The sequence below is a fragment of the Janthinobacterium sp. GW822-FHT07H11 genome (assembly GCF_058798615.1).
This window is the reverse complement of the sequence record NZ_CM179507.1, coordinates 1,746,739-1,758,894: the sequence shown is the minus strand read 5'-3', so window position 1 is coordinate 1,758,894 and position 12,156 is coordinate 1,746,739. Positions and strand designations below refer to the sequence as shown.

The window sequence follows — 12,156 nt, the reverse complement described above, 5'->3', positions numbered from 1 at the left end:
ACAATACAACAGCGCCCGCGCAGCAAGGCTTGCGCGGGCGCTGGGCAGGAAGGCTACAACGCCTAGCGCACGCGGCGCACCGAGGAAATGCGGCGATCGAGGCCGCCATGCAGGCGGCCGTAGCTGCCCGGCCCCATGACCACGCAGCGGCCGCGGAAGTTGGCGTCGACGCAGAATTCCCAGCGGCCGTAATTGACGACGATGGACTCGGCGCGGTCATTGAAGCCATAGCGGCTCAAGTCGCGCACTTCGCGGTCCAGGCGCACGGGCCGGCCATGCATGCCCGCATCGGGGAACAGCAGCACGGCGCCATTCGCGTCGGGACGGTGGCCGCCGCCATGGCCGGGGTAAGGGCGTTCCGGCTCCGGACGGGGCGGGCGCGGCGGATACGGGCGGTGGCCGCCGTCGCCATGGCCGGGACGCCCCACTTCGCGCACCGAGGACACGGCATCGTTCATGCCAGGCATGGTGTGATAGCGGCCCGGTCCCAGGGTACGGCAGTTGCCCCTGTAATTGGCGTCCTTGCACACTTCCCAGGTTCCCGAACGCACGATGATGCTGGAGGTCTTGTCGTTGAATCCCATGCGCGACAGGTCGCCCGTTTCCGAGCGCAAGGTGACGGAACGGCCGCGGAAATCGGCATCCTGGAACAGGGTCAGTTCACCGGCTTGCGCGGCAAAGGGAGCAAGGAAAGTGGCGGCGCACAGCAGCGCGGGGCGGAAAGATCGAACCATGACAACTCCAATACAGATTACATTTTCGCCAGTGTAGACCAGGCGACCGGCGGCGAGTGTAACAAAGGGCAAGCAAATGTCAGCACACGGCAGGGAATGTAAAAGCCGCCTGGCGGGAAGCTCCCGGCAGGCGGCCTGTCTGCGCCGATGGCGCTACGCCACCGGCACGCCTAGCGCACGCGGCGCAGCGACGATATCCTGTCGTCGAGCTGGTTCAGGCGCGCATATTCGCCCGGCCCGATGATTTCGCAGCGGCCGCTGAAATTGGCATCGCTGCACACTTCCCACTGGCCTTCGTTGACGACGATGGACCCGGCGCGGTCGTTGAAATGGTAGCGCACCAGGTCTTCCGCATTGCGGTCCAGCGCCAGCGGTTCGCCACGCATGCCGGCATCGGGGAACAGCAGGATGGCGCCGCGCTGCTGCGGATATTGCGGTTGCTGCGGATATTGCGGCTGTTGCGGATATTGCTGCTCATATTGCTGCTGGCGGCGCGCCTCGCGCTCGTCGACCATGCGCGCCGACGAAACTCTTCCATCGAGGCCGCGACCCAGGTCGTCATGGCGCCCGGGGCCGAAGATGCGGCATACGCCGTTGTAGTTGGCGTCGCTGCACAGCTGCCAGTAGCCGTTGTAGATGACGATGCTGGTGGTGCGGTCGTTGAAGCCGATGCTGACGAAATCGTTCGTGTCGCGGTTCAGGCGCGCCGAGCCGCCATTCTGGCCCGCGCCCGAATACACTTCCAGCGCGGCGCCGCGGCCATAGCCGCCGTTGCCACGATCGGGGTCGCGTCCCGGATAGCGGCCATCGTCATTGCCCGGATAACGCCCCGGGCGGCCGCCATTGCCGCGGCCTACTTCGCGCACCGAGGAAATGGCGTCGTTCATGCCAGGCATCGACGGATAGTCGCCCGGCTCGAGCACCTTGCAATTGCCGTGGAAACCGCCGTCGCTGCACACTTCCCAGGTGCCCGAACGCACGCTGATGCTGGACGTCTTGTCGTTGAAGCCCAGGCGCGACAGGTCATCGGTGGTTTCGCGCACGGTCACCGCGCGGCCCTTGAAATTATCGTCCTGGAACAGGGTGATTTCGCCGGCGCGCGCCGCCGCGTGCGCCCCCATGTACAGCGTCAGCGTCGCCGCGCACAAGAGCGCGCGCTTGAAAGGACCGGTCATGATTAACTCCATTCTTCGTTCTTATTAAGTGGTGATTCGCCTGGCCCGCAAGCCAGGTCGCTAGTGTAACAAATGCGGCCGCCGACGCCGCCATCAATACAGGCGTCGCAGCGACGACAGGCGGCCTTCCATGCCATTGCTCAGGACTTTGTACTCGCCCGGTCCCATGCGCTCGCACGTGCCGCCGAAGCGGGCATGCGTGCATACGTCCCAGCTGCCCGACTCGACCTTGATGCTCGATACGGCGTCATTGAAATTGACGCGCGACAGGTCGTCCGTCGTGTCGCGCAGGACGACCGTCCTGCCGCCGAAATGATCATCGGTGTACAGGCGGATCTCGCCGGCCTGCGCCGCGAGATGGACGCACAGCGAACCGGCACACAGCAGAGCAAAGGCGAACGGGCGATTCATGGGGCGGTCTCCGGTGGCGGCAAAGGTAAGTGATCGACATGACAACTGAATCAGTGTAGCCATCCACAGAAAAAACGGTGTAACAAAGTATGAGAAAAGCACAATAAATTGTTACCAAAAGCAATAACAGGCCCTGCGCGAGCCTGTTATTGCCACTTGGCTACTATCTGCCCCGCGTCAGCGCACTTCGCGCACCGACGAGATGCGGTTGCTCATGCGCTCCAGGCTCGCGTACTCGCCCGGCGCCAAAGTGCGGCAGCGGCCACGGAAGCCCACGTCTTCGCACACTTCCCAATAGCCGGAGCGCACGCGCACGCTTTGCACCGTGTCGTTGAAGTCGCGTTCGCGCAAGTCGGCTGAAGCATTGCTCACGCTCAAGCTGCGGCCGGCGAAATCGTCGCGCGTATACAAGGTCAGCTCGCCGCCGAGCGAACGCCCCGGCAAATGACCGCGCTCGCGGTCACGGTCACGGCGGCCGTCCCAGTCGCGCCCCCGGTCGCGGTCGCGGCCCGGATGGCCATCCCAGCCGCCGCGCACTTCGCGCAGCGACGTGATCTTGTTGGCCTGGGCGTCCAGCGACGGATATTCTCCCGCCTCGAGCAAAAAGCAGGCGCCGCGGAAGTCGGCGTCCTCGCACGCCTCCCAGCGGCCCGAGCGCACGCGGATGCTTTGCGTCGTGTCGTTGAAGCGCGCGTCCTCCAGGTCGGCGACGGCGTCGCGCACGGTGTGCGAGCGGCCGTGAAAATCGTCACGCGAATACAGGGTCAGTTCGCCGGCGCCGGCCAGTTCGGCCGTCATGGCGGCGCCCAGCAACAGGGCGCATCTCAGGGTGTGTTTCAGCATGGTCATGCTCCATAGTCAGGGTATTACGGTTGACTATTTGGTCATCTTGCCAAATAGAACGCGCAGTCTAGCCGCGACTGCGGTTCTTAGCTGTAACAAATGATTACCGTGGCGGGCGCCGGGGGCACCGCGCGGACAAGCGCGGCGAATGCCGGTAGAATCTTGTCTTTAGTCAAGCTTGCCGCCCATGCCACACACGACCTCGTTCACCCTGCCCGCCATCCGCAATGAAGTTTCCTCGCTGTGGAAGCTGGCCTGGCCCATCCTGATCGGCCAGTTGGCCACCGTCGGCATGGGCGCGGCCGACGTGGCCATGACGGGGCATACGAATCCCGAGGAACTGGCGGCCGTGTCGCTGGGCGCGGCCATCTGGTCCATCGTGCTCGTCACCGTGAGCGGCATCATGATGGCGATCAATACCCTGGTGGCGCATGAAATCGGCGCCGCGCGCCACGACCAGGTGCCGCACATCGTGCGCCAGGCGCTGTGGAAGGCGCTGCTGGTCGGCCTGGTGGCTTGCCTGCTGACGAACATGGCGGCGCTGGTGTTCGACCACCTGATGCTCGAACCGGCGGTGGCCGCCAAGGCCAAGCTGTTCGTGCACATCATCAGCTGCGCGCTGCCGCCGTTCGCCGCCTACCGCGCGCTGTACGGCTACAGCACCAGCATCAACCAGACCAAGCCCGTGATGGTCATCGCGCTGGCCGCGCTGGCGCTGAATATTTTCGTCAACTACCTGCTGATCTACGGCCACTGGGGCATGCCGAAGCTGGGCGGCGTGGGCTGCGCCGTGGCCACCACCTGCTGCGTGTGGATGATGCTGCTGGCCATGCTGGCCTGGATCAGGTTCGCGCCCGCCTACCGCGCCACGTATCCATTCACGCACTGGGAATGGCCGCAGCCGTCGTCCATCGGTCCCATGCTGCGCCTGGGCCTGCCCATCGGCGTCACGTATTTTGCCGAAGTGAGCGCCTTTGGCGTCATCAGCCTGCTGGTGGCCCGCTTCGGCGTGATCCAGGTGTCGGCGCACCAGATCGCCCTCAATTTCTCGTCCGTCGTCTTCATGGTGCCGCTCACCTTCGGCATTGCGCTCGTCACGCGCGTGGGCCACGCCGTGGGCGAAGCCAATTTACGCAAGGCGCGCTTCATTTCCTGGGTGGGCGTGGCCATGTCGCTGACGGCGGCCATCGTCTCGGCCACCCTGATCACCGTCTTCCGCCACCAGATCGCGCAAGCGTATACCTCCGACCCGCAGGTGCAGGCCCTGTGCGCGCAGCTGCTGCTGTTCGCCGCCTTGTTCCAGCTGTCCGACGCGACGCAGGTGGCCACTTCCTGCGCCATCCGCGGCTACAAGGTGACGCGCCAGCCGATGCTGATCCAGCTGCTGGCCTTCTGGGGCTTCTCGCTGCCCATCGGCTATGTGCTGGGCCTGGCGCCGCAAGGCTTCATCTGGTCGCCGGCCGAGCCGATGGCCGCCGCCGGCTTCTGGATCGGCCTGGTGACGGGCCTGACGGTGGCCGCCGTGCTGCTGACCTGGTACTTGAACCGATTGTCGCTGCAGCGCCTGCGCGCCGCCTGAGACCAGGAGCGCCCCATGCCGCAACCACGCCCCTTCAGGCAGGTCGACGTCTTCAGCAGCGCGCCGTTCCTCGGCAATCCGCTGGCCGTGGTGCTCGACGCGAATGGCCTCGACGCCGCGCAGATGCAGGCCATCGCGCGCTGGACGGGCCTGTCGGAAACCACCTTCGTGCTGGCGCCGCGCGACCCGGCCGCCGATTACCGCGTGCGGATTTTTTCGCCCGAGACGGAGTTCCCGTTCGCCGGCCACCCGACCCTGGGCACGGCGCACGCCCTGCTCGAGGCGGGCCTGCAGCCGAAAGGCGCGCGCATCGTGCAGGAATGCGGCGTCGGCCTGGTGCCGATAGAACGGTGCGCCGGCGGCGTGCTGGCCTTCCAGGCGCCGCCCAGCAGCACGCGCGCGCTCGATCCCGCGCTGCTGCCGCTGCTGCACACGGCGCTGGGCGGAGAACTGGCCGCTGGCGCCACCGTCGCCGACATGGGCATCCGCTGGCTGTGCGTGCCGCTGGCCAGCGCCGCCGCCTGCCTGGCCGTGCGCGCCGACATCGCCGCGCTGACGCCCTTGCTGGCCGCCGCCGGCGCCGACGGCCTGGCGCTGTACGGCCCGCACGCCGCCGGCGGGCCGGCCGACTACGAAGTGCGCGCCCTGCTCAGCGAGCACGGCGCGCTGGTCGAAGACCCCGTCACGGGCAGCGCCAACGCCTGCATCGCGCAGCTGCTGGCGGGCAGCGACTACACGGTCCGCCAGGGCACCTGCCTGCAGCGCGACGGCCGCGTGTCCGTGACTTTCCGCGCTGGCCAGGCCTGGATAGGCGGCGCGTGCGTGACGGTGATCGAAGGCACGATATTGGCCTGAACGGGCCAAGCGCCATGGAATGGGCGGCTGTTGGATATTTTTGACGAAGGAAATACGGCCAGGAGGCGCTTATTCCGTGGCCTGCGCTATCGCATAAACAGGCACGCTCTGGTATCGTCTTACGCTTAGGCAACGCTCAAGCTCGCCTTACATGCAGTGCCCTTCCTTCCAACTACCGAGACATCCATGCGTTTTATTCTTTGTTTTCTGGCCGCGATGGCCAGCGTTCCCGCATCGGCTGAAAAGCTGACCCTGGAACGCATCCACGCCGATCCGGCGCTGGCCGGCCCCGGCGTGCGCAACCTGAAGGTCTCGCCCGATGGCGAGCGCGTCACCTTCCTGCGCGGCCGCGCCGACAACCAGTTCCAGCTCGACCTGTGGGAATTCAAGCTGAAAGACAAGAGCACGCACCGCCTGGTCGACTCGAAGGCGCTGGTGCCGCATGAAACGATTTCGCCCGAAGAGCAGGCGCGCCGCGAACGCGAGCGCACGGCCAGCCTGAACGGCATCCTCAGCTACAGCTGGTCGCCGGACGGCAAGCAGCTGCTGGTGCCGCTGGCCGGCAATCTGTACCTGGTCGACGCGGCCCACCCGGACAAGGCGCGCCTGGTCGCCAAGGGCAATGTGCTCGATCCGAAGATCTCGCCGAAGGGCCGCTACGTGTCGTTTGTGCGCGACCAGAACATCTATGTGATCGACCTCAAGACGGACAAGGAACGCCAGCTGACGACCGACGGCAAGGGCACGATACGTAACGGCGAGGCCGAATTCGTGGCGCAGGAAGAAATGGGCCAGCGCACCGGCTACTACTGGGCGCCCGACGATTCCGCCATCGCCTATAAACGCTATGACGAAGCGCCCGTGCCCGTCGTGCGCCGCTTTGAAATCTTCGCCGACCGCACCGACGTCGTCGAGCAGCGCTACCCTGCCGCCGGCGACCCGAACGTGCTGGTGCAACTGCTGATCGTCTCGCCGGAAACGGGCGCGCAGCGCCAGGTGGACCTGGGCACGAACCCGGACATCTACCTGGTGCGCGCCGACTGGAGCGCGGACAGCAAGTCGCTCGTCTACCAGCGCCAGTCGCGCGACCAGAAGACGCTGGACCTGGTCGCCGTCGACGCGGCCACCCTGGCGCAGCGCACCCTGCTGACGGAAACGTCCAAGACCTGGGTCAGCATCCATGACGACCTGCGCTTCCTGGCCAACGGCCAGTTCCTGTGGTCGTCCGAGCGCACGGGCCGCAATCACCTGTATTTGTACGACATGGGCGGCAAGCTGCTGCACCCGGTCACGTCCGGCGAGTGGGGCATCGACAGCGTGCTGGCCGTGAACCAGAAGACCGGTAAAGTATTCGTGTCGTCGAACCGCGACGCCGTCATCGACAAGCAGACCTACGCGCTGGCCCTCGATGGCAGCACGGCCGACAAGCCGCAGCGCGTGACGAAAGCGGACGGCTGGCACGACACGACCTTCTCGCGCAACGGCGAAGTCTTCGTCGACACGTATTCCGATCCGGCCACGCCGCCGCAAGTGAGCATCCGCCGCCCGGACGGCGCCATGGTGGGCTGGCTGGAAGAAAACGCGCTGAACGCCGGCCACCCGTATTTCAAGTACAAGGCCGATCACCTGCCGACCGAATACGGCACCCTGAAGGCCGACGATGGCCAGACCCTGCACTATTCGATCGTCAAGCCGTCGAATTTCGACCCGGCCAAACGCTATCCCGTCTACCTGTCGACATACGGCGGCCCGCACTCGCAGCACGTGGCTCGGCGCTGGGGCAACAACTTCGACCAGTACATGGCGCAGCAGGGCTTTGTCGTTTTCCGCCTCGATAACCGGGGCTCCTCGCGCCGCGAGCGCGCGTTCACGGATGCGATTTATCACAAGCTGGGCGCGGCCGAAGTGGCCGATCAACTGGTGGGCATAGCCTGGCTGGGCAAGCAAAGCTTCGTCGATGCCAAACGCATCGGCGTGTTCGGCTGGAGCTACGGCGGCTTCATGACCCTGCGTTTGCTGTCGGCAGCGTCCGACAAGATCGCCATGGGCGTGTCGGTGGCGCCCGTGACCGACTGGTCGCTGTACGACACCCATTACACGGAGCAATTCCTCGGCATGCCGAAGGAAAACGTGGATGGCTACAAGGCCAGCACCGTGTTCGCCCACCTCGACGGCCTGCAATCTCCGCTGCTGCTGGTGCACGGCATGGCCGACGACAACGTCTTGTTCAGCAACAGCACGCGCCTGATCGACGCGCTGGTCAACCGCGGCGTGCAATTCGACCTGATGACGTATCCGGGCGCCAAGCACGGCATCTCGTCGCGCGCGGGCCAGCGCCACGTGTACAAGAAAATCGAGCTGTTCTTCAAGCAGAACCTGATGAAGCCGGCACAGTAAGCTTGATCTGCATCACATAAAAAAACCGCCGCCTGTCTTGCGACAGGCGGCGGTTTTTTTATGCTGGAGCAGAAATTATGGCTTGCGGGTAACGGTTTCCACCGCGTCCTTCACATCGCCAACCTTCTTCTGCACTTTGCCTTCGACCTGGTTGGCCAGGCCCTTGGCTTGCTGTTCTTCGCTGCCGACGACTTTGCCAGCGGCTTCCTGGATTTTACCGCCGACTTCCTTCAGTTTACCTTCGACTTGATCTTTGTTCATGATGGATCCTCACTGTAGTTGGTACATCTGTTGTCCAGCCCAAAGGGCCGGTACTGCGGCTCACACGCTGCTTGTTGCGTGTCGATGTGTCCATAGTACGCAGCGGGGATCAAAGGCTCTGTACGGTTCCTAACACAGTGCCTACATCGTCGATCAGGCCGTCAAATCCTTGCGCCAGACGGTGGCCAGCCACGGCTGCTGCTCGCGCGGCAAGCCCGGCGGACGGTAGTACTGCTCGACCAGGGTAAAACCGGCCGCCTGCACGTACGCGGCCCACGTCGCTTCGTCGTGGTAGCTGCCGTAGCGCGCGCCATGCCAGCCTTCCTGGTTCTGCCCACGCGGATTCGAGCTGAAAAAGACGCCACCCGGCTTCAGGCACGCGTACAAAGCGCGCAGCACGCCCGGCAAGGCGGCGCTGGGCACGTGGAACAGCACGGCATTGGCGAACACGCCGTCGAAGTGCGCGGCAGGCAGGTCGAGGTCGACGAAATCCTGCTGCCACACGGTGCAGCCGCTGTAGGCGCGCGCCATCTCGACGAAGCGCGCGCTGCCGTCCACGCCCGTGGCATGGTGGCCCAGGGCCGTGAAGGCCTTCAGGTCGCGGCCCGGGCCGCAACCGAGGTCGAGAATCTCCAAAGGCGCGGGCCTGCCGATGGCGGCCAGCAGCGCGCCGATGTTCTGGCTGACGTCGTGGTCGCGCGTGCCTTCGAAAAACTGCTCGGCGCTGGCGTCGTAATGGGCCAGGGTGCGGTCGGTGATGGCGTGGATGGGATCTTGCTGGTCTTGCGCTCGATTCGTCGGCTTCATGCTGCTCCTGTCGGTGATCGCGCATTTTACGGTAGCGGCGCGCAAGCCGCCTGAGCGGCAGCCCGCCTTTCGCTTCGATAGCCGCCTTGCGCCGCAAGGACGGGAAGACGGGCATGGCTTTCCTGTATTGAAATGGCTGAAATCATAGCCTGTTTCCAGCGCCGGACACGCGCGCGAAGTTTTTTGCATGGAGATAAAAAATCGGCATATAGTTTCACGACACTTCCACCGTGCCGCGCGAACGCCAAGGAGATTGCCATGCAACTTGAAGCGCTGTTCCAGCATCCCCATGCCCTGCCTGCCGCGCCGAAAATTGTCGACGAACTGGTGCGCAGCTTCGACAATCCGGCCATTTCCACCGAGGAGATTGCCAACAAGCTGGGCGCAGACCCGGCCCTGAGCGCCAAGCTGCTGCGCCTGGCCAACTCGGCCTATTATCACGTCTCGCGCAGCATCGGCACGGTGGAAGACGCCGTGCTGATGCTCGGTTTTGTGACCGTGCGCACGCTGGTCATCAGCTCGGGCCTGGTCAGCGGCTTCAAGGCCGTGCCAGGATTGAACCTGCCGCAGTTCTGGCGCTACAGCCTGCACAGTGCCGTGTCGGCCCGCTGGATCGCCAGGCAAACGGGCGACAACCAGGACCTGGCGTTCACCATCGGCATGATGCATGCGATCGGCCAGCTGGTGATCCATGCCGCCATGCCGGAGCAAGCCATGCAGCTCGACAAGATCGCCCCGCCGTTCGATGCGCGCCGCCTTGATGCGGAACGGGTATCGCTGGGCTACAGCTATGCGGAAGTGGGCGCGGAACTGGCGCGCCGCTGGAAATTCCCCACCGCCTTTGCCGAAGCCATCGCCGCGTTTCCCGATCCGCTGGCGCGGCCGCCGCTGAACCGCCTGGGCGCCATCGTCCACCTGGCCGCCTGGCGCGCCCGCATCGATGAAAACCACCTGAGCGATGAAGAAATCATCGCCTGCTACCCGAACGCGGTGGCCGGGGCGCTGGGCTTGCCGCCCGCGGCGCTGGTCGACAAAATGCCGCCGCCGGCCGAATTGAGCGCCGGCCTGGAGGAACTGATCAACTGAATGCTCTCGCCCGGTAACGCCATAGCCAGCATCCATGCGGCTTGGCGGGCGATGCCGGCAGGTGAACGCCCGCTTTTGAGATTATTTTCATTTTTTTCAAAAAAACCCTCAAGTTCCCGTGCAGGCCGCCGTTAATCTAGACAGGCGGTAATCCTTTCACTAGCTACGGGTGTGCTCATGACCTCCAACGACGTTCTCTCGATGTATGAAAATATTGCAGGAATGACCAACAAAATGGTCGTGGCCGCACGTTCGAGCGACTGGGACGGTTTGCAGACCCTGGAAAACCAGTGCACCGGCGAAGCTGGCGCCGCCATGGCCGGTGCCGTGCCCGCGCTGTCCGGCACGGCGCGCATGCGCAAGATCGACCTGCTCAAGCAAATCCTGGCAAATGACCGCGAAATCCGCACCATCACCGAGCCGTGGATGACGCAGCTGGCCAAGGTGATGCCGGCGCCGCGCGCCGGCATGTAAGCCTGTTGCCACCAAAATAAAAAAGCGCCATCGGCGCTTTTTTTACGTCTGCCCCGCCGCCGCTTGGCGGTGCCGGCAAGCGGCGGCGGGCGGCGGCGAGAGAGGAATATGGAAGGCGAACCCCAGGTATCTCCTGGCGTCGCCTCGCTGCCGGTTGCATCCGGCGTCCGCGAGCACATCGTCGGCATCGCAGACCGCTTCCAGGCCCAGGCGTTTATGCAACGCTACACCTGTTTGCCGCGCCACACTATCGTTGGTGGCTGCGACAGGCTGGGACTGTTTTGTCAGTAGAGCAAGTCCACTGAGTTAATTATAAAGCCATCTTTGAAAAATAGGCAACGCTATTGGCACATGCGCGCGCATCTTTTTGCAATATCTTTTTTCATGTCAAATGCTAGCGCGAAAATGGCTCCGCCTCGGCCACTGCCACCTCTTCCGGCGCTTCGGTCAGGACGGGGATGCGCTTGCGCCGGAATGGCTTGCGCAGCAAGACCCAGTATTTCGATGGCGCTGCCGTCCCTGGCGCCCGCTTGCGCTTGCGCACGACATACACGGCGGCGGCCGTCAGCAGCAGGAATACGAGCGTGCCGACGCCCAGCCATATCAAGCCGTTGCCGCCCGCCTTCTTCTGCGTCTCCTGCGCCGGCGGGAGCTTGGGCTTGGCATGCGGCGGCCCCGCCACGGCAGCGGCCGCCGCCGGTGCCGCCGGCAGCGCCAGCGCCTTTTGCAGCGCGCCGATCTTGCCCTCCAGTTCGCCCAGCTTTTCATTCAACGCCGCATTTTTCTGGTCCAGCGCCACGCAGGCTTCAGCCTGGGCGGCCGCTTGCGGCGCGCAGGCGGCCGCGGGCACGGCGGCGCGGCGCGGCGGTGGCGCGGGACGGGCCGCAACAGGCGGGCGCGCCACGGCGTCAGCCCGCGGGGCGGCGCGCGGCGCGCTGAAGACGGCGGGCGGACGCAGCATGCCCTCGGCGCGCGCGCGTGCCGCCAGCGCGGCGGCATCCGGCGGCGGCGCCAGTACCACGGGCGCGGGGGGCACGACTGCCTTAGGCGGCGGCGCGGCCGCTGGCGCCGGCGTCAGCCAGAGCGTGGCCAGGCGCACGATGGCGCGACTGCCATTTCCCAACAGTAAGTACAAATGCAGGTGGCCTGCCTGGATCGCCTGCTGCGTACTGACGCGCACATAGCGCCGCCCGCCCCGCTCGAACGCGCTGACAGCCAAGCCCTGCAGGGCCGCATCCATGGCGATGCCGCCGCCCCGGTACACATCGGGCGATGCCAGGCGCACGGGCACGCCGCCGGCCTCATCGGGCGCCAGCGCCGTCAGTTCTATCTCGGCCGACAAAGGCTGGCCCACGTGCGACAGCACCGTCATGTCGCCCAGTTCGGCGGCGGCAGCGGGCGGCACGGACAGGCAGGCGGCGAGACAGGCGGCCAGGGGCCAGCGGGGAAAGACACTGCTATGCATGGAGTGATCGCTTTGACAACTAAAATAAGGGGAACTCGTCTGTCATTAACGGCAGGAAATCGCGGAAGT

14 protein-coding genes are annotated in these 12,156 nt (G+C 65.2%); 7 read left to right on the top strand and 7 right to left on the bottom strand.

Annotation, left to right across the window (positions count from 1 at the left end; all coding sequences use genetic code 11):
* Positions 1 to 62: 62 nt before the first annotated feature.
* The 4 genes from AC3RCJ_RS07815 to AC3RCJ_RS07800 all read right to left on the bottom strand — a co-directional run bounded on the left by AC3RCJ_RS07815 (position 63) and on the right by AC3RCJ_RS07800 (position 3,163).
* Complete coding sequence (locus AC3RCJ_RS07815; RefSeq protein ID WP_492962464.1) at positions 63 to 734, bottom strand: beta/gamma crystallin-related protein; 672 nt, start codon at positions 732 to 734, stop codon at positions 63 to 65.
* 170 nt (positions 735 to 904) lie between these two features.
* Positions 905 to 1,909, bottom strand: coding sequence for a beta/gamma crystallin family protein (locus AC3RCJ_RS07810; RefSeq protein ID WP_492962466.1), 1,005 nt, complete (start codon positions 1,907 to 1,909; stop codon positions 905 to 907).
* A gap of 93 nt (positions 1,910 to 2,002) precedes the next feature.
* A complete protein-coding gene (locus tag AC3RCJ_RS07805; RefSeq protein WP_492962468.1) occupies positions 2,003 to 2,320 on the bottom strand; it encodes a beta/gamma crystallin-related protein in 318 nt (105 codons plus the stop codon).
* Between the two features lie 177 nt (positions 2,321 to 2,497).
* Positions 2,498 to 3,163, bottom strand: a complete 666-nt coding sequence (locus AC3RCJ_RS07800) for a beta/gamma-crystallin (RefSeq protein WP_492962470.1) — start codon at positions 3,161 to 3,163, stop codon at positions 2,498 to 2,500.
* Between the two features lie 187 nt (positions 3,164 to 3,350).
* Between AC3RCJ_RS07800 and AC3RCJ_RS07795 the strand changes: the two genes are divergently transcribed.
* From AC3RCJ_RS07795 to AC3RCJ_RS07785, 3 genes are all read left to right on the top strand, one after another.
* A complete protein-coding gene (locus AC3RCJ_RS07795) occupies positions 3,351 to 4,742 on the top strand; it encodes an MATE family efflux transporter (RefSeq protein ID WP_492962472.1) in 1,392 nt (463 codons plus the stop codon).
* A gap of 15 nt (positions 4,743 to 4,757) precedes the next feature.
* Positions 4,758 to 5,597, top strand: coding sequence for a PhzF family phenazine biosynthesis protein (locus tag AC3RCJ_RS07790; protein ID WP_492965311.1), 840 nt, complete (start codon positions 4,758 to 4,760; stop codon positions 5,595 to 5,597).
* A 186-nt stretch (positions 5,598 to 5,783) separates the two neighbouring features.
* A complete protein-coding gene (locus tag AC3RCJ_RS07785; RefSeq protein ID WP_492965127.1) occupies positions 5,784 to 7,994 on the top strand; it encodes a S9 family peptidase in 2,211 nt (736 codons plus the stop codon).
* A 75-nt stretch (positions 7,995 to 8,069) separates the two neighbouring features.
* Here AC3RCJ_RS07785 and AC3RCJ_RS07780 read toward each other — a convergent pair whose 3' ends face one another.
* On the bottom strand, positions 8,070 to 8,255 hold the full coding sequence (locus tag AC3RCJ_RS07780) for a CsbD family protein (RefSeq protein ID WP_034759763.1): 186 nt from the start codon (positions 8,253 to 8,255) through the stop codon (positions 8,070 to 8,072).
* Between the two features lie 153 nt (positions 8,256 to 8,408).
* Positions 8,409 to 9,062 (bottom strand): class I SAM-dependent methyltransferase, encoded by a 654-nt coding sequence (locus tag AC3RCJ_RS07775; RefSeq protein ID WP_492965126.1) that lies wholly within the window; start codon positions 9,060 to 9,062, stop codon positions 8,409 to 8,411.
* On the opposite strand from AC3RCJ_RS07775, the gene AC3RCJ_RS07770 reads away from it, so the two are divergent.
* From AC3RCJ_RS07770 to AC3RCJ_RS07755, 4 genes are all read left to right on the top strand, one after another.
* On the top strand, positions 9,061 to 9,210 hold the full coding sequence (locus AC3RCJ_RS07770; RefSeq protein WP_492965125.1) for a hypothetical protein: 150 nt from the start codon (positions 9,061 to 9,063) through the stop codon (positions 9,208 to 9,210). The genes AC3RCJ_RS07775 and AC3RCJ_RS07770 overlap by 2 nt on opposite strands.
* A gap of 110 nt (positions 9,211 to 9,320) precedes the next feature.
* Positions 9,321 to 10,148, top strand: coding sequence for an HDOD domain-containing protein (locus AC3RCJ_RS07765; RefSeq protein ID WP_492965124.1), 828 nt, complete (start codon positions 9,321 to 9,323; stop codon positions 10,146 to 10,148).
* A 177-nt stretch (positions 10,149 to 10,325) separates the two neighbouring features.
* A complete protein-coding gene (locus AC3RCJ_RS07760; protein WP_492965123.1) occupies positions 10,326 to 10,622 on the top strand; it encodes a flagellar protein FliT in 297 nt (98 codons plus the stop codon).
* Between the two features lie 108 nt (positions 10,623 to 10,730).
* Positions 10,731 to 10,913 carry a hypothetical protein gene (locus tag AC3RCJ_RS07755; RefSeq protein WP_492965122.1) on the top strand — a complete coding sequence of 61 codons (183 nt, stop codon included), beginning with the start codon at positions 10,731 to 10,733 and terminating at the stop codon, positions 10,911 to 10,913.
* 103 nt (positions 10,914 to 11,016) lie between these two features.
* Here the strand turns inward: AC3RCJ_RS07755 and AC3RCJ_RS07750 are convergent, their stop codons facing one another.
* On the bottom strand, positions 11,017 to 12,087 hold the full coding sequence (locus AC3RCJ_RS07750) for a type IV pilus assembly protein FimV (protein ID WP_492965307.1): 1,071 nt from the start codon (positions 12,085 to 12,087) through the stop codon (positions 11,017 to 11,019).
* Between the last annotated feature and the right edge of the window lie 69 nt (positions 12,088 to 12,156).